This is a genomic window from Sphingomonas cannabina, assembly GCF_021391395.1.
Classification (GTDB): Bacteria; Pseudomonadota; Alphaproteobacteria; order Sphingomonadales; family Sphingomonadaceae; genus Sphingomonas; species Sphingomonas cannabina.
This window is the reverse complement of record NZ_CP090059.1, coordinates 291,603-308,670: the sequence shown is the minus strand read 5'-3', so window position 1 is coordinate 308,670 and position 17,068 is coordinate 291,603. Positions and strand designations below refer to the sequence as shown.

The 17,068-nt window shown below is 69.3% G+C and carries 15 protein-coding genes; 5 read left to right on the top strand and 10 right to left on the bottom strand.

Going from position 1 to position 17,068, the window contains the following annotated elements; all coding sequences use genetic code 11:
- Positions 1 to 86: 86 nt before the first annotated feature.
- The 7 genes from LZK98_RS01555 to LZK98_RS01525 form a co-directional block, all read right to left on the bottom strand.
- Entirely contained in the window at positions 87 to 2,432 is a 2,346-nt protein-coding gene (locus LZK98_RS01555) for a TonB-dependent receptor (RefSeq protein ID WP_233784599.1), read from the bottom strand.
- Between the two features lie 312 nt (positions 2,433 to 2,744).
- Positions 2,745 to 3,932, bottom strand: a complete 1,188-nt coding sequence (locus tag LZK98_RS01550; protein WP_233784598.1) for an acyl-CoA dehydrogenase — start codon at positions 3,930 to 3,932, stop codon at positions 2,745 to 2,747.
- Positions 3,933 to 3,947: 15 nt separating this feature from the next.
- Positions 3,948 to 5,339, bottom strand: a complete 1,392-nt coding sequence (locus LZK98_RS01545) for an aminotransferase (protein WP_233784597.1) — start codon at positions 5,337 to 5,339, stop codon at positions 3,948 to 3,950.
- A complete protein-coding gene (locus LZK98_RS01540; protein WP_233784596.1) occupies positions 5,336 to 6,739 on the bottom strand; it encodes a peptide MFS transporter in 1,404 nt (467 codons plus the stop codon). The genes LZK98_RS01545 and LZK98_RS01540 overlap by 4 nt, the downstream gene beginning before the upstream one ends.
- Positions 6,736 to 7,884 carry a serine hydrolase domain-containing protein gene (locus LZK98_RS01535; RefSeq protein WP_233784595.1) on the bottom strand — a complete coding sequence of 383 codons (1,149 nt, stop codon included), beginning with the start codon at positions 7,882 to 7,884 and terminating at the stop codon, positions 6,736 to 6,738. The genes LZK98_RS01540 and LZK98_RS01535 overlap by 4 nt, the downstream gene beginning before the upstream one ends.
- 19 nt (positions 7,885 to 7,903) lie before the next feature.
- A complete protein-coding gene (locus LZK98_RS01530; RefSeq protein WP_233784594.1) occupies positions 7,904 to 9,334 on the bottom strand; it encodes a P1 family peptidase in 1,431 nt (476 codons plus the stop codon).
- Positions 9,335 to 9,467: 133 nt separating this feature from the next.
- Positions 9,468 to 10,217, bottom strand: coding sequence for a hypothetical protein (locus LZK98_RS01525; RefSeq protein WP_233784593.1), 750 nt, complete (start codon positions 10,215 to 10,217; stop codon positions 9,468 to 9,470).
- Between the two features lie 88 nt (positions 10,218 to 10,305).
- Between LZK98_RS01525 and LZK98_RS01520 the strand changes: the two genes are divergently transcribed.
- Entirely contained in the window at positions 10,306 to 11,145 is an 840-nt protein-coding gene (locus tag LZK98_RS01520; protein ID WP_233784592.1) for a LysR family transcriptional regulator, read from the top strand.
- A gap of 92 nt (positions 11,146 to 11,237) precedes the next feature.
- A complete protein-coding gene (locus LZK98_RS01515; RefSeq protein WP_233784591.1) occupies positions 11,238 to 11,798 on the top strand; it encodes a hypothetical protein in 561 nt (186 codons plus the stop codon).
- Between the two features lie 143 nt (positions 11,799 to 11,941).
- Here LZK98_RS01515 and LZK98_RS01510 read toward each other — a convergent pair whose 3' ends face one another.
- Entirely contained in the window at positions 11,942 to 13,399 is a 1,458-nt protein-coding gene (locus tag LZK98_RS01510) for a S41 family peptidase (protein ID WP_233784590.1), read from the bottom strand.
- 121 nt (positions 13,400 to 13,520) lie between these two features.
- On the opposite strand from LZK98_RS01510, the gene LZK98_RS01505 reads away from it, so the two are divergent.
- The 3 genes from LZK98_RS01505 (at position 13,521) to LZK98_RS01495 (ending at position 15,030) form a co-directional block, all read left to right on the top strand.
- Positions 13,521 to 14,081 (top strand): 2'-5' RNA ligase family protein, encoded by a 561-nt coding sequence (locus tag LZK98_RS01505; RefSeq protein WP_233784589.1) that lies wholly within the window; start codon positions 13,521 to 13,523, stop codon positions 14,079 to 14,081.
- A gap of 91 nt (positions 14,082 to 14,172) precedes the next feature.
- Positions 14,173 to 14,607, top strand: coding sequence for an endonuclease domain-containing protein (locus LZK98_RS01500; RefSeq protein ID WP_233784588.1), 435 nt, complete (start codon positions 14,173 to 14,175; stop codon positions 14,605 to 14,607).
- A gap of 78 nt (positions 14,608 to 14,685) precedes the next feature.
- Positions 14,686 to 15,030 (top strand): LysR family transcriptional regulator, encoded by a 345-nt coding sequence (locus tag LZK98_RS01495; RefSeq protein WP_233784587.1) that lies wholly within the window; start codon positions 14,686 to 14,688, stop codon positions 15,028 to 15,030.
- Between the two features lie 500 nt (positions 15,031 to 15,530).
- Here LZK98_RS01495 and ung read toward each other — a convergent pair whose 3' ends face one another.
- Both ung and LZK98_RS01485 read right to left on the bottom strand, forming a co-directional pair.
- Positions 15,531 to 16,229 (bottom strand): uracil-DNA glycosylase, encoded by a 699-nt coding sequence (ung, locus tag LZK98_RS01490; protein ID WP_233784586.1) that lies wholly within the window; start codon positions 16,227 to 16,229, stop codon positions 15,531 to 15,533.
- 21 nt (positions 16,230 to 16,250) lie between these two features.
- Positions 16,251 to 16,952 carry an endonuclease III domain-containing protein gene (locus tag LZK98_RS01485; protein WP_233784585.1) on the bottom strand — a complete coding sequence of 234 codons (702 nt, stop codon included), beginning with the start codon at positions 16,950 to 16,952 and terminating at the stop codon, positions 16,251 to 16,253.
- Positions 16,953 to 17,068 lie beyond the last annotated feature (116 nt).

Below are 17,068 nucleotides of genomic sequence, written 5' to 3'. Positions count from 1 at the left end.
TCAAACCGTTCGCGACTGGGCCCCGGCCTTCGCCGGGGAACAGATACACACGGGCCAATCAGGCTCCAGGCTCTCCCCCATCTCCCTCAATAGCGATAGGTCGCCGTAAACCCGATCGTCCGCGGGCGGACGGTCGCGTTGGTGATCAGCGGCGATCCCGGGAACAGGCGGTAGCGCGCCAGTTCGGGATGGCTGTTGGTGAGATTGTTCACGAACAGCGACAGCTCGGCCCCGTCGCGCCGGATACCGGCCCGCGCGTTGATGATGTTGGTCTCGTCCCCGTTGGTGATGACCGGATCATAGCCGAACGCATCGGGATTGTTGCGGGGCCCGCGCTGGCCGTAGGAATAGTCGAATCGCACGAACCCGTCGCGGTCGGCGCTGCTTCCCCCCAGCTGGAAGTCGTACTGGCCGGACAGGGTGAAGCTCAGCTTCGGCCCCCGGTAGACATAGTCCCCCTTGCCGAAGATCAGCAGCCCGCTGCCGCCGTAGACATCCTCGTCGTAGGTGGCGTGGGTATAGCCCATCACCAGCCCCAGCGTCAGCCCGTCGCTCGGCCGGCCCTGCAGCGCCAGGTCGAAGCCCTTGCTGGTCGCCTGCCCCGCATTGGCGATGAAGCTCGATCCGCAGGTCGGCAGGTACAGCGATGTCTGGATGTTCTTCCACTTGATGTAGAAGGCGCTGGCATCGACCGTCAGCGCGCCGCCGAGAAAGCCGCCCTTGGTGCCGACCTCATAGGACCAGACGCTGTCGGAATCGTAGCTGGTCGGCGACTGGTCATAGCCGAGGCCGCGGACGTCGGGCTCGCACAATGCCGGCACGCGGGTCTGCGCCCCGCCGGCGCGGAAGCCCTTGGCGACCGAGGCATAGACGAGATTGTCCGGCGTCACCTGCCAGGAGATGCCGAACTTGGGCGTGACCGGCGTCTCCTTGGCGCTGCCCGAGGTGTCGATCGTGCCCCCGGCGAACGGGCCGATCGCATATTGCGCATGGTCCACCTTGACGTGGGCGACGCGCACGCCCGCGGTCAGCGTCAGCGTGTCGGTGGGCTTGAAGTCCACCTGCCCGAACCCGGCGAGCTGCCGCGTGCGGCTGCGGGTGATGCTGTCGTAGATGTAGAAGTCGGGCAGATAACCGGTGCCGAAGAAGCCCTCGATCCCGAACGCGTCGTTGAAGGCGTTGCGGATCAGCGTGTCCATGAATTCGTCGCGGTTGCGCTGATAGGAGCTCTGCCGCTCGTTGCTGTAGAAGCCGCCGATCACGAAATGGAACGGCCCGCTGCCGTTCGACTGCAGCCGCACCTCCTGCGTGAAATTATGCTGTTTGTCGCCGAAGAAGCCGGTCGCGACCTGGCCCGGCAGCGTCGGATAGGGATGGCCCGGCGAGACCAGCTCGGCATCGAAATTGGTATAGTCGCGGGTCTCGCGCTGGTTGCGGTCGAACCATGACGTCGTGGAGATCAGCGTGACGCCGCCGAAATCCCAGTCCACGCCCAGCGAGGGCAGCACATAGCGGTCGCGCTGCGGCTGCGCCTGGACATAGCCGTTGCGAAAGCGGGTGTCGCCGCGGTCGGTCAGCGCCTCCCAATAGCCGCTGGTGTCGTCGATCTTGACGTTCTGGTAGTAGACCGACGGCGTGATCGTCAGCCCGTCGACCGGCCGCCATCCGATCGCGGCCTTGAAGGCGAGCGAATTCTCCGAATTGGCGTCGGCCGTGACCGTGCCGGTGTTCGCATCGACCCGGTCGACCCAGCCGCCGTCACGCCGGAACCAGGCGCTGGCGCGGAAGGCGAGCACGTCCCTCACGATCGGTCCGCCGATCGCCGCGCCCGCTTCATAGGTGGGATCGCCGTTCTCGGTGAAGGCGACCTCGGCGCGGGCATAGCCGCTGTAGCGGTCGTACCCCGGCTGCGGTGTGATGAAGCGCACCGCGCCGCCCTCCGCGCCCGCGCCGAACAGCGTGCCCTGCGGCCCACGCAGCACCTCGACGCGCTGCAGGTCGAAGATCTTGGGATAGGTATTGGCCGAGCTGAAGCCGACCGCGCGCGACTGGATCGGCACGTCGTCGATGTAGATGCCGGTGGTCGCCGCGCCGTCGGTCGACTGGATGCCGCGGATGGCGATGTTGGTGTTGGAGCCGGAGAAACGGCTCTCCCGCCGGAAGTTGAGGCCCGGCGTCAGCCGGGCGATGTCGTTGACGTCGCGCACGCCCTGGCTGTCCATCTTCGCCTGGCTGAGCGCAGCGATGCTGGCCGGGACGTGGCTCAGCTGTTCGTCGCGGCGGCTGGCGGTGACGATGATGTCGTCGGCGTCGGCGGGCGCCTCAGCCGCCTGGACAGGCGCATCCTGCGCGGCCGCGCTCGCCAGCCACCAGGGCGATGCCAGCATCGTCGCCGCCGCCAGCGCCGCATGCATCCTGTAACGTCCGCTCATTCTCGATCCTTCCCTGGCAAGTCCGGATGTGCCTCTGCGGGCGTGGCTGTTGCCGATCCGGTCGTGATGCTCCTGCGGACCTCGATGATTGCCGAACCATGCTGCACCGCCAGATGCCAAAGAGTCGATGGCTGGTGCCCATCGGTCACCACCGGAGTGCGTGCCCCCACTGTCCCTCTCCCATTGGGAGAGGGAAGGAGCCGCCGAAGGCGGCGGGAGGGTGAGGGTGACTGCGGCCAGCGACGGTCACCCTCACCCTCCCACTCGACTTCGTCGAGCGGGCCCCTCCCTCTCCCAAAGGGAGAGGGAATATCAGCCGCCCGGCACGAACGCCGGTATCCCGGTGATCGCACGTCCGAGAATCAGCGCATGGATGTCGTGCGTGCCCTCGTAGGTGTTGACCGTCTCGAGGTTGATCATGTGGCGGATCACATGGAACTCGGCCGAGATGCCGTTGCCGCCGTGCATGTCGCGTGCGGTGCGGGCGATCTCCAGCGCCTTGCCGCAATTGTTGCGCTTGATCAGGCTCACCATCTCCGGCGACCAGGTGCCCGCGTCGATGTTCCGCCCCACCGCCAGCGCCGCCCCGAGGCCCAGCGCGATCTCGGTCGCCATGTCGGCGAGCTTGAGCTGCGGGATCTGGTTGGCGGCGAGCGGCCGGCCGAACTGGCTGCGGTCGAGCGCGTACTGGCGCGCGCGATGATAACAGTCCTCCGCGGCGCCCATCGCGCCCCAGGCGATGCCGTAGCGCGCCTTGTTGAGGCAGCCGAACGGCCCGCCGAGGCCCCGCGCGCCGGGGAGGAGATTCTCCTCCGGCACCAACACCTCGTCCATCACGATCTCGCCGGTGATCGAGGCGCGCAGCGACAGCTTGTTCTCGATCTTCGGGAAGCTCAGCCCCGCCATGCCGCGCTCGAGGATGAAGCCGCGGATGACGCCGTCGTCGTCCTTCGCCCACACCACCGCGATGTCGGCGATCGGCGAGTTGGTGATCCATATCTTGCTGCCGGTCAGGCGATAGCCGCCGTCGACGCGCCGCGCCCGGGTCTTCATACCGCCGGGGTCGGAGCCGGCATCGGGCTCGGTCAGGCCGAAGCAGCCGACGATCTCGCCCCTGGCGAGCCGGGGGAGATAGGCCTGCCGCTGCGCCTCGCTGCCATAGGCATGGATCGGGTGCATGACGAGGCTCGACTGCACGCTCATCGCCGAGCGATAGCCCGAATCGACCCGCTCGACCGCGCGGGCGACGAGGCCGTAGGCGACATGGCTCACGCCGGCGCAGCCATAGCCGTCGATCGTCGCGCCGAGCAGCCCGAGCTCGCCGAGCTCCGACATGATCTCGCGGTCGAACCGCTCCTCCATCGTCGCCGACAGGACGCGCGGCAGCAGCCGTTCCTGCGCATAGATCTCGGCGGTGTCGCGCACCATCCGCTCCTCGTCGGTGAGCTGCGCGTCGAGCAGGAACGGGTCGTCCCAGCGAAAGGGCGTGAAATCGGCCATCGATTAGTTCCGGGATCAGGCGGCGGCGCGCGTTTCGTCGAGGCGCGGCCGGCAGGCGTCGAGCGCGTCGCGGATGATGTCGACCATGCGGTCGATCTCGGCATGGGTGATGACCAGCGGCGGGCTCATCACCAGCGAATCGCGCACCGCGCGGATCATCAGCCCGCGCTCGATGCAGGCGTCGCGCAGCATCGGCCCCGCCGTTCCTTCCGCGCCGCCGAAGCGCCTGTTCGTCCCCTTCTCGGCGACGATCTCGATCGCGCCGAGCAGGCCGAGCGAGCGCACCTCGCCGACCAGCGGGTGATCGGCGAGCCGCTGGAGCGCCGCGGCGAAATAGGGACCGCTGTCCGTCGCCGTGCGCTCGACCAGCCCCTCGCGCTCGATGATGCCGATGTTGGCGAGCGCCACCGCCGCCGCGGTCGGATGGCCCGAATAGGTATAGCCGTGGACGAAGGGCTTGCCCGCGCCGCGGATCGTCTCGACGACATGATCGGCGACGCCGACCGCGGAGATCGGCAGATAGCCCGACGACAGCCCCTTCGCCATCGACACCAGATCGGGCGCGACGCCGAAATGCTGGAAGCCGAACCACCGCCCGAGCCGCCCGAATCCGCAGATCACCTCGTCGCAGCCGAGCAGCACGCCATATTTGCGCGCGATCGCCTCGACGCGCGGCCAATAGCCGTCGGGCGGGATGATGACGCCGCCCGCGCCCTGCACCGGCTCGCCGAAGATCATCGCGACCCGCTCCGGCCCCACTTCGAGGATGCGCTGCTCGATCGCGCCGGCGGCGCGCGCGGCGAAGGCGTCCGGGTCCTCGCCGAACCCCTCGTTGAAACGATAGGGCTGGAGGACATGCTCGATGTCGGGCACCCACGGTCCGCCCTGCGCGCGCATCGCGGCCATCCCGCCCATGCTGACGCCGCCGATGGTCGATCCGTGATAGCCGTTGGTGCGGCCGATGATCACCGTGCGCTGCGGCTCGCCCTTCACCTGCCAGTAATGGCGCGCGGTACGGATCAGCGTGTCGACCGCCTCGGAGCCCGAGCTGTTGAAGAAGACGTGGTTCAGCCGGCCGCCGAGCAGCTCCGCGATCTTCGCGGCGAGCTCGATCGTCGGCGGCGCGGCGGTGCGGAAGAAGCTGTTGTAGAAGGGCAGCTCGCGCATCTGGTCATAGGCGGCGCGCGCCAGCTCCTCGCGGCCATAGCCGACCTGGACGCACCACAGCCCCGCCATCGCGTCGAGCAGCGCATTGCCCTCGGCGTCGTGGATGGTCGACCCCTCGGCGCGCACGATCACGCGGCTGCCGCCGGCGGCGCGCTGCAGCCCCCAGTCCTGCTGCGCCGGCAGGTGATGCGCGACGTCAAGACGCCGGAGGCGGTCATTGTCGTAGGTGCGGTCGGTCATGATGCTACTCCTGAACGATGGGGCGCGCCGATGCGGAGCAGGCGCGTGAGCGGGCGGTGCAGCGCGACGATCAGCACCGCCGCGGCGCCGACGATGGCGGCGTGGATGGCCCAGAAACTCGATGGCGGAACGGTGCCGTAGAAGCGGCCAAGCCAGCCGCTCGCGATCGATCCCAGGAAGATGCCGACATAATAGACCGACACCATCAGCGCATTGACCGAGGCGGGCGCGGCGCGCGCGAACAGCGCCAGCGCGATCGGCACGACATAGAGATAGCCGAAGGCGCAAGTGAGGTGGAACAGCATCGGCCACAGCATCGGCACCCGCGCCCCGCCCGACAGCGTCTCGCCGACGACGAGCCACAGGCACGCCGCCGCGAACACCGCGCAGCCGAGCGCGACCTTGCCGAGATCGGACGGCTCCGCGCGCCGGCGCTCCTGCCAGCGCCAGATCGCCATGCAGACGGGCGCGAACAGCAGCACCGCGATCGAATCGACCGACTGGAACCAGGTGATCGGCACGCTGAGCCCGAACAGCCCGCGGTCCACCCGGTCGCGCACCCACAGCGGATAGCTGTTCCACACCTGCGTCTGCGCCACCCAGAACAGGGTGACGAGCGCGAGGACGATCAGCAGGCCGAGGATCGGCCTCACATCGCTCCGTGCCAGTCGCGGCGCCTCGCCGCCGGCAGCGAGGCCATCCGGCGGCAGGTGCCGGTGCCCCGACAGGTAGACGCCAAGGCCGATCAGCATCCCGACCCCCGCCGCGCTGAAGCCGTAATGCCAGCCGTAGAGCTCGCCCAGCGTCCCGCAGATCAGCGGCGCGACGGCGGCGCCGACGTTGACGCCGACATAATAGATCGAGAAGGCACGGTCGCGGCGCGGATCGTCGCGCGGATAGAGCGCCCCCACCTGTGCGGCGAGATTGCCCTTGAGCAGCCCGCAGCCGACCAGCAGCGCCAGGATCGCGATCAGGAAGGCACCCTCGAACGCCATCAGGAAATGCCCGGCGACCATCACTGCCGCCCCCAGCGTGACCGCGCGCGTCCGCCCGAGCACGCGGTCGCCGAGCAGGCCGCCGAAGATCGGCGTCAGATAGACGAAGCCGCCGTAGAGGCCGAAGGTCTGCGTCGCCAGCGCCTGCGTGGAGAGCGGCCCGAACAGCGCCTCGACCATATGGCGGTAGCCGGCGAAGCCGAGCACCTGGTCGACATGGCCGGGCTGGAGCAGATAGCCCGCCATGTAGAGCACCAGCAGCGCCTGCATCCCGTAGAAGGAGAACCGCTCCCACGCCTCCGTGAAGACGATATAGGCGAGCCCGCGCGGGTGCCCGAACAGCGTCCGCTCCCCGGCCGGCGGGGCGAAGGGGGCGATCGGCTGCACGGCCGCGGCGCCGCTCACCCGAGCGCCTCGACCACGGCGTTGAAGAAGTCGTTGTCCTCGATCGCGTCGGCGCCGAGCGGCTTCGAGCGGGTGCTCCACACGACGATGACCACCTGCCGCTTCGGGTTGACGTAGATATATTGGCCGAAGATGCCGCCTGCGCGGAACGCGCCGTCGTCATAGCCGCCGTCGCTACCGGCGATCGGCCACCACATCAGCCCGTAATGGCCGCGCCCCGGCGCCGGGATCGCGCAGCCGCCGGATTCGGCGACCCAGCCCTCCGGCAGCACGCGCTCGCCGTCGATCACGCCGCCGCCGGCGATGAACAGCCCGAAGCGGCCATAGTCGCGCAGCGTCGCGCTGAGCCCACTGCCCGCGACCTCCAGCCCGCCGGGCGATTCGAGCCACCAGAAGGCGTCCTGGTCCATGCCGAGCCGCGACCAGATCCGCTCCGACAGATAGTCGGCGAGCGGCCGCCCGGTCGCGGCGCGGACCAGCGCGCCGGCGACATGGGTCTCGCCGGTGCTGTAGTTCCATACCGTGCCGGGCTCGGCGACGCGCGGCAGGCTCGCCATGAAGTCCATGATCGCGCCCGGCTGCTGCGTGAGCTGGAGGTCGAGCATCCGCCGCCGGTCCGACGCCGGGTCGAGGTAATCCTCGCTCCAGCGCACGCCGGACGCCATCATCAGCAGCTGCCGGACGCTGACGCCGTCATAGCCCGAGCCCGCGAGCTCGGGGAGGTAGCGGGTGAGCGGGTCGTCGAGCGAGGCGATGAAGCCGTCGTTGATCGCCACGCCGACCAGGGTCGCGGTGATCGACTTGGCCATCGACATCGACATCCAGCGGGTGCGCTCGTCATGGCCGAGCTCGTGGTTCTCGAACGCGATGGCGCCGTCCTTCAGGATGAGGAGGCCGATGCCGCGGTTGCGCGAGACATAGTCGTAGAGGTCGCAGCTCTTGCCGTTCGACCGGAATGACAGCTCCGGGAACGGCGCGTCGCGTCGCGGCAACGGGCGCGCGGCCATGCCGCGGCGGACCATGCGCGTCGGGAAGAGGTGCTCGAACCGGCGGAACGCCTCGAGCTGCCGGCCGGGAAGCAGGTGCCCGGCGTAGGTGGCGTGGAGCAGCTCGGCCGGATCGGCTTCCTCGATCGGCTCGGTCATCGGCTGAAGGCGCGGCACGTCAGCGGTCGGTCCTCTGCGCGACCTGCTGCCACGATCCGGGATTGACCGTCAGCATCCCGTTGCCGTCGAAGCGCAGCAGCATCGGATAGCGACCCGGCACGGTGAAGTCGGTCGCGGTCACCGGCAACAGCTCGACCGGCTGGCCGCGCTTGATCGAGAAGATGTCGTACTTGCCGGTCGCCTCGCCGAACAGCTTGCCCTCGCGCGCGGTGACGCGGAGCTCGGCGATCGGGCTGAAACGATAGTCGCCGGCATAGCCCTCGAGCACCGCCTGCCCCGCGACCGCGCGCTTCGCCGGCACCGGCGCCGCCGGCTGCGGCGGCACCGAGGCGAGGATCGCGTCCCACATCGCCTCCGACGCCAGCGTGGCGACGTCGACCGAGCCGAAGCCCAGCGTCGCCTCGCCCGGATCGACCTCGTCGGTCGAGACGGCGTAGAGCACGTCGCCGTCGAACATGGTCTGGAACGGCTGGATACCGCGCGCCATCGAGCTGTGGACCTGGATCGCGAGCCGCTGCAGCTCGGCCGGACTCATCTTCACGTTGGTGACGACCAGGCTGACCGTCGTGTTCTTGCGCCCCTTGTCGGCCGAGGAGGCGAGCAGCCCCGACAGCCGCTTCTCAGAGAAATCGGTGAGCAGCTGGCTCGTCTTCACGTCTTTCGGCCAGGCGGGATCGGGATAGCAGGCGACCAGCTTGCCGTCGCGGTCGGTGACGGCGCCGAATGCGTTGACGACGGTGAAGGCGGCGATCTTGACCGGTCCGACCTGGCGGAAGGCGCCGCCCTGCCCCGAATGGGCGTCGCAGCCGAACAGGCTGCCCGTCATCGCCGAGCGGCCGGCGCCGCGCGCGCCGAGCGGGAAGATGCCGGGACGCGCCGCCCTCAGCGCCGCCTGGGCGAGGCGCTTGTCCGGATAGATCTCGTTCAGCCGCCGGCCGCCGAAGTCGTAGATGATCGCGCCGACGGCGAGGCCGATATTGTCCCAATAGCCGCTGCGCACCCCGTCGTCCTTGAGCGCGGTATCGACGGCAGTGGTCGCCTCGAGCCCGTACCAGGAACCCCCGGCGAAGACGACCGCATCCAGGTCGGGCGTCTCGTAGCCGAGCCGCAGGAAATCGGTGTTGACCGTCCCCGGCGCCCCGCCGCGCACGTCGACCGCGCCGTGCACCTTGCGGCCGAAGCGGAACACGGTGACGCCGGTCGGCCCCTCCTCATATTCGCCGGTGCCGATGCTGAGCATCGGCCAGTCGAAGCGCAGCGTCCTCCCGCCGTCGGAGTTGAGCACAGGGCGGAGCCCATCCTGGTTTGCGAACGGCGGGCTCCGGGTCGGCTGCGCGTCCTGCGCCACCGCGGCGGGAACGCCGCCGGCCAGGGCGACCGCAGCGGCGAAGCCGCGCCACAATGACGAACCCGTCCCGCGCCGATCCATGCCTGTCTTCCCCACCCGCAGCTACGCTCGCATGACCATCATCGAGCGATGATGCGCCAGGAGCCGCGATAGCAGAAGATGACAAGAGCACGACCATTGGTGCCGTGGGGACACCAGGCCGGGACGGCGTAGATCAGGGCAGCAGCGGGGTTCCCGGGATCAGCGACAGCCGCGGCTCGTAGCTCCAGCTTTCGGTGTCGATCGACGCGACGCTGTCGAGCACCGGCTGGATCGCGGCCGGCTGCGCGCCATAGGCGCCGGCCAGGAGCGACGACAGCGTGCCCCCGGCCCGGCCGAGGTCCGCCCAGCGGTCGCGTGCCAGCAGGACCATATAGGCAGGAACCCGTCCCCCGCGCAGCTTGCGATACCAGCTCACGCGCAATCCGGGGACCTTGCGCGTGGCCATCGCGCCGATCGCGCGCTCGAACGCCAGCTCCTCGCCGGGATCCACCTGGATGAGGAACACGTCCACGGTCCGGCTCGGCTCACGGTCCTCCAGCGGGGTGGCGGTGGATGGCTCCGGCCACAGCTCCCATGTCTCGACGTCGACCGGCTCGGCATGGGGCGCCGCCGTGCGCGCGAAATCCGCGCCGTCGCCGGCAATATCGGGCCGCGCGTCGAGATCGGCGAAGCTGGCGCCCGCGGTCGCATCGATGAACTGCCCCCGCCGCGGGCCCGACTGGACGGTCCAGGCATACCAGGCGAGCCGGTCCCCCTTGCGGGCATGCCAACCCAGATGCGCGCGATAGCCGCTCTCGAACCGGGCGCGATCGGTGAGGCGATAGCTGTAGAATTGCGCGATCCGCTTCCCGTCGTCCGGTTGCGCCTGCGCGATCGCAGGGGCCGCGAGGACAATGGCTGCTGCCAGCAGAAACAAGCGCATCGTGGTATCTCCTCATGCACTCGTTAGGCGCGCGGCTATCATTCCAAAATTCTTTCCTCTTGCCGCTAATCTTCGATACAGATGAATGATGGACAGCAGCACCTTGCGGCGCGCGGCCGTGTTCCACGCGGTCGGCCTGGCCGGCGGCATCACCGCGGCCGGGCAGCGGATCGGAAAGTCGCCGCCGGCCGTGCACGCCGATCTGCGCCGGTTCGAGCGCGAGGTCGGAATCCGGCTCACCGAGCGTGTCGGGCGCTCGCTCCGCCTCACCCCCAAGGGACGCGAGATATTCGACGTGGTCGGGCGCGCCCTGTCCGACATCGACCGGGTCTGCGCCGCGATCGGCTCCGATGCGCCGGTCGTCTCGCCGCTCCGGCTGGGGGCGGTCACCGGCTTCGGCCGCTATCGCCTGGTCCCCGCGCTCCTTCCGCGCCTGCCGCTGGAGCAGCGCCTGGTCCTGCACACCGACAGCCAGGACGCGTTGCTGGATGCGCTCGGCCGCGGTGAGATCGACCTTGCGCTGACCTATCGCCCGGTGGTGGCCGCGCCGTTCGAGAGCCTGGCGGTCGCGGAGGAGGAACTCGTGCTGGTCGGCGCCGCCGGAACCGCCGACGCCGGCGCCGGCCGGCTGCCCTTCGTCACTTATGACGAATATGAATATGTGTTCGGCCGCTGGTTCGCCGAAATCGTCGGCAGCCAGCCGCCGTTCCTGCGGCGCCACGACCATTTCGAGGAGCTCGAGGAGGCGCTGGCCAGCGTCGCGGCCGGGCGGGGTGCGACGATCGCGCCTGCGGATGCCTGCCGCGCCTTCGGCCTCGAGACCGCCGCCCCGGCCTGCCGCAACGGCATCTTCCTGTGCGGCAGCAAGGCCGCGTTGAGGACGCCGGAGGCGCGCCTGATCGCGGCCTGCCTGGAGCAGCCGGGCTGAATCCGCCGGCCGCAAAGTCGCTTGCCGCCGGTGCGCTCTCCGTCATGATCGCATCGACACGGTCGAGTCGGCCGGCGAACAGGGAGGATGCCATGATCGATCGTTCGCGGACGGGAGCGGCGCTGGCCGCCGCGCTGCTGCTCGCAGGCTGCGGCGGGAGCGGGGAAGGCGAACCCGCCAACCAGCCCGCCGCCAACGCCGCCGCGGATGCGGTCAACGCCGCGGCCGCTGCTAACGACACTGCCGCCAACCTGACCAATGCGGCCGCGGTCGCCACGGGGGCCGATCCCGGCCCGCTCGCCGCCTATGTCGGCCGCCATCCGTCGGAGAAGGTGGATGGCCGCACCTTCCTCGACGAGCCGCTGGTCAAGGCCGCGGTCGGCGCGGTGGCGAAGGATGCCGAGGCACGCGATTTCGTCTTCAAATACGACGGCCCCGACGCGCCGATCGTGATGAGCGAGGGCCGCGTCCTCGCATGGGGCTGCGAGAAGCACAATTGCGGCTATCACAACTGGTCGGTCGCCATCACGCCCGATGGGGCGAGCGCCGAGGTCTGCTATTACGAGAACGAGGATTCGGTCGAAGGCCGCTCGACCTGGTACCTGCCAGGCGGCAAGACGGAAACGCGCCCCGGCAATTGCCCCTCCGAATAGGCCGATCTGGACTCTGTCCTGTTTAGATCAAAGCAGCGCCCGTGCTCCTGCGAAAGCAGGAGCACTGGCCGCAAGCGACACGGCATGTGTCCAGGGCTCCTGCTTTCGCAGGAGCACATCGGTTCAACTTGAAGGGACGGCCCCTAGAACGCGCCCGGCACCTCGCGCTGCATCGTGGTCGGCCGCGCCGGCGCCAGCAGCTCGCGGCCGCCCGGTGCGCTCACCTTCAGCTCGCGCGTCGCCGCGCTGGCGGTGCTGATCCGCGTGCAGCTCCGCCCGGCGAGGAAATCGAGCGCCGCCTTGGTCGACGCTTCGCGCGGGTCGCCCAGCGGATAGCTGATGTCGTCGCTCGCCTGGCAGCTCGCCTCGACGGTGCTGGCGAGGCCGTTGAAATAGCTGCCCTGGTGAGCGGCATTCTCCAGCGCGAAGGCGATCACCCGCAGTCGGTCGTCGCAGGCGGTCTTGTCGATCGCGATCTGGCCGACCGGCTTGCCGTAGGTGTTGGTGCCGATCAGCGCCATGTTGGCGTGGAGATAGGGGAGGAAGCCATTGATCACGAGCTCGCTCGCCGACGCGGTTCCGCCGCTGCCGATGAAGGCGATCCTGGCCGGTGCCACCGCCTCGGACTGTGCGGTGAAATAATGGGTCTCGTTCTCCGAAGCCTTCTCGGGCCGGAAAGTCACATGGTCGAACACATCGGATCCGGTGCGGTTGGCGCCCATCAGGTCGCCCATCAGCTCCGCGATCGAAAGCAGGCCGCCGCCGTTGTAGCGCAGGTCGACGATGAACTGGGTGATCCCCTGCGCGCGGAAATTGGCGAAGGCCTGACGCAGCGCGGGATCGGCGGTGTTGATGAAGGTCCGCAGGTTGAGGTAACCGATCTTGCGCCCGCCGTCGTCGAGCACCTTGGCCCCGTAGCGGCTGGAGACCGGCGTCAGCGCGAAGTCGGTCTTGGCGAGGGTCACGGTGCGCGTGCCGTTCGCATCGGCGATGCGCAGCACGCGCGCGGTGCCGGCGGTGTCGGGGCCCAGCGCATCGGTAATGCCTGCGGTGCCCGCGCTCGCGATGATGTCGCTGACGTTGCGCAGGTTCGATGCTGTCGTGCCGATCGCCAGGATCTCGGTGCCGCGATCGATCCCGGCGGTCAGCGCCGGCCCGCCCTCGAAGGATTCGATGATGAACAGCCGCTGCCCGCCGAGGCCGAGCCGGAAGCCGAAGCCGGCGCTCGATCCCGATTCATAATAGGCATTCTCCTCGGCGATCGAGGTCAGATAGGTGAAATAGCGGTCGCGCCCCTGCGACCGCGCGGTCGCGGTCAGCGCGTCGAGATAGGAGTCCACCGTCGGGTAGACGCCGGGATCGAGGCTCGCCGGCAGCGTCTCGGGGAACAGATACCATTCGCGCATCTGCGCCGCGACCCAATCCTGCCGTTCGCGCAGGCTGCAGCCGGCGACGGGGGTCGGTGTCGGGGTGGGTGTAGGAGTTGGAGTCGGCGTCGGGCTCGGCGCAACCACCGCGCCGGGGCCACCCCCTCCGCCGCCGCATCCTGCCAACAGCGCCGCCAGAGCCAGCGCCGCACCCAAACGTCCCCGCTTCGCCACTGCCGCGTCCCCCGGTCGATGACGCTCCCTTGTCGGCGCGGACCGCCGCCGCGTCAATCGCTCATCGACTCTTCGATGTGTGGAACATATAAAGAACGAAATCGATGATTCGGAGGCATGAATGTTCCAGGAGCTGCCCGGGTCCGCACCCGTCCGATACCGCCCGTTCTTCGCGATCAAGCCCGCGGACGAGGTGCTGGCGCCGATCGCGGGGATGCGCCGGACCTATTGCGGAGAGGGCACGCCGGTCCGATCCGAGCACGCCCACATCACGCTCGAGATTTTCGACGATCATCCCCGCCGGCCGGACGAGCTGATCGCCGAGCTGGTCGCGATCGGCAATGCGGTGGAAGCGGCGGCGTTCGAGCTGATGCTCGACCGCGTGGTCGGCACCGTCCGATCGGTGGCATTGCGGCCGGGGCGGCGCTCGACCGGGCTGGCGCTGCTCCAGCGCGCGATCCATGCCGAGGTCGATCGCGCCGGGCTCAAGGCGCGCGAGGGATGGAGCTTCAGCCCGCACCTGACGCTCGGCTATCGCGAGGGCGAGGCGTTCAGCCGCGCGGTCGCGCCGGTCGCATGGCAGGTCGACGAGTTCGTGCTGATCCACAGCCATGTCGGCGCGACCCGCCACGAGATCGTCGGACGCTGGCGGCTGATGCCGGAGCTGCCGCTGTTCCAGTGACCGGCCATGTTTGGCTTCTTTCAATCCTCCCCCGCCAGGGGGAGGTGGCAGTCCCCGCGAAGGCGGGGACTGACGGAGGGGGAGGACGGCGATGCGGCTCGAGGGATCAGGACCCGGTCGACGCAATGCCAAGCGTCTGCGGCGTGAGATGACACCTCCAGAGATCGGCCTGTGGCTCGCGCTTCGACAAAACGAAGCCGGCTTGCGCTTCCGCAAGCAATACTCGGCCGGTGACTATGTGCTCGACTTCTACTGCGCCCCCGCGCGACTCGCGATCGAGGTCGATGGCGAAGCGCATTCGCGCGGTGATCGGCCAACGCGCGATGCGGTGCGTGATGCCTGGCTCGCCGCGGAAGGGGTTCGCGTCCTGCGCTATCCGGCGAGTGAGGTGCTGTCGAACTTGGACGGCGTGGTCCGCCAGATCGTCGCGACCGCCCTCGATCGCCGACGCAAGTTGTACGCCGATCGCCGTCCTCCCCCTCCGTCACGCTTTGCGTGCCACCTCCCCCTGGCGGGGGAGGATTAGAAGTCGTCAGCGACTGGAGCTGTCGGCAGGTCGGAAACACCCTTCCAATGTAGGATTTGATCTGTTCTATCCTCATCGATGGACCGGCATCCCCACCGCAACCAGCCGCCCGTGCGCGACGCCGCGCCGGTGGCTCCCCGAACCCTCCAGCCGCGCGTCCCGCCGGACCGCGTGCAATGGACGCCTGCCTTGCAGCGCATCTTCCTCGCCGCGCTGGCCGAGAGCGGCAGCGTCGCGCGCGCGGCGCGGGCCGCGGGCATGTCGCGGTCGGGCGCACACCGGTTGCGCCGGCGCCTCGCCGGCACGCCGTTCGATCGCCTATGGGACCACGCGCTCGCGCTCCATGCCCGCCGGATGGCCGATCCGTTCGCGCACGATGGTGCGCCGGCCGCCCGTCCTGCCGCGTCACCGGAGCGCGCATGACGCCGGGACGCCGCCTGCCTGTCGCGAACCACGCGCGTCGGCGGCGCCTGTCCGTCGCACCGGTGTCGCGCCCCTGTCGCCGGGGTGGCGCGTCGGTGGCGCGTATCTGTCGCCCGCGCGGCGCGCCGGTGGCGCCTGCCCGTTACCCGGGTGGCGCGTCGATGGTACCTACCTGTTACCCAGGTGGCGCGCCGGTGGCGCCCTCCCGTCGCCTCGCCGGCGCGTCGGCCTTGCCTCCCCTCGTACGGCCGACGCAAACCCGCCGCCGAGTCAATTTGGTCAACCTCGGCCAGCTCTAGAGCGGATCGACATTTGAGGTTGCAGGTCTTCCGTAGCCGTTACCCGGCCGTCACCCCGGACTTGTTCCGGGGTCCACTGTGCTTCGCCGACTGCGCTCGAAACCTCTTGCCCAGTCCTTGCCTCCCGGTGGACCCCGGAACGAGTCCGGGGTGACGGTGAGGAAGATTGAGATGTCGTCACTCCCTCAAATGTCGATCCCTCTATCCCAGTGCAGGCAGCGCCCAGTCGATCGGCGGCAAGCCGCGGCTCTCGAGGAAGGCGTTGGCCTTGGAGAAATGCCGGCAGCCGAAGAAACCGTTGTGCGCCGACAGCGGCGAAGGGTGCGGCGCCTTCAGCACCAGGTGCCGCCCGCCGCGCTCGATGCTGTCGACCGCCGCCGCCTTGCGCTGGGCGTGGCTGCCCCACAGCAGGAACACGACCGGCTCCTCCTTGGCGTTGACCTGCCGCACGATCGCATCGGTGAACTTCTCCCAGCCGCGCCCCTGGTGCGAGGCGGCGAGGCCCATCTCGACCGTCAGCACCGCGTTGAGCAGCAGCACCCCCTGCTTCGCCCAATGCTCGAGGAAGCCGTGCCGCGCCGGCGTGATGCCGAGGTCGCTCTCCATCTCCTTGAAGATGTTGACCAGGCTCGGCGGCGTGCGGACGCCGGGCTTCACCGAGAAGCACAGGCCGTGCGCCTGGCCGGGGCCGTGATACGGATCCTGCCCCAGGATGACGACGCGCACCTGGTCGAGCGGCGTCAGGTCGAGCGCGCGGAACCATTCGCTGCCGGCGGGGAAGATGCGCTTGCCGCGCGCCTTCTCCTCGACCAGGAAGCTGCGCAGGTCCGCCATATACTGGCTGTCGAACTCGCCACGCAGCGGCTCCAGCCAGCTCGGATGCAGTTTGATCTCGGCCATGACCGTTCGATGGGCGGGCGATCAGCCCGCTGTCAATCGGTTAGCTCGGCGCCTGCAGTCGGCGGAGAGCGGGCAGGCGTCGCAATGCGGCGCGTCCGGCCGGCACAGCGTCTGGCCGAGCCGCTTGCAGGCGATGTGGAACCACAGGAAATCGCCGCCGGACCAGTGCGGCATCGCGGCGGTCACCGCCTCGCTCGCCGCCTGCGCCTCCGCCGCCCCGGCGACGAAGCCCAGCCGCCGCAGCACGCGCAGCACATGGCTGTCGACGATGAACACCGGCCGCGCGAGCGTGCTCGCGTTGAGCGTCGAGGCCGCCACCTTGCGCCCCACGCCCGGGAAGCGTTCCAGCCAGGCCAGCGCGTCGCCGAGCGGCATCTCGCCCAGGAAATCGAGCGTGTAGCCGTGCCGCTCGCGACCGATCCGGCGCAGCGTCTCGAGGAGATGGGCCGCCTTGTCCTCGGCGAAGGTGACGTCGCGGATCGCCGCCAGCACCTCGCGCCGCTCGGCCGCTGCCAGCCGTCCGACCGATCCGAACCGGCGGCCCAGCTGCCGATAGGCTTCGAGCGACACCTCGTCGCGGGTGCGGCCGCTGATCATCGACTTGACGAGCTGTCCGATCGGAGTCCGTGGCTTGCCCGGCACCACGCCGGCGGCCAGCGGCGCCAATGCCGCCCGCCAGCGCTCGATCTCCATCTCCGCACCGAAGGCGAATCGTCCCTGCATGGCGAGACCAGTTTAGAACATATCGTGAACGACAACAAAGCCCCTTCGCGCTCGGCCGATCGCATTCGGCGACAAAAAGACTCTTGGGTACAGCAACTTGAGTCCTGCCGCCGCGT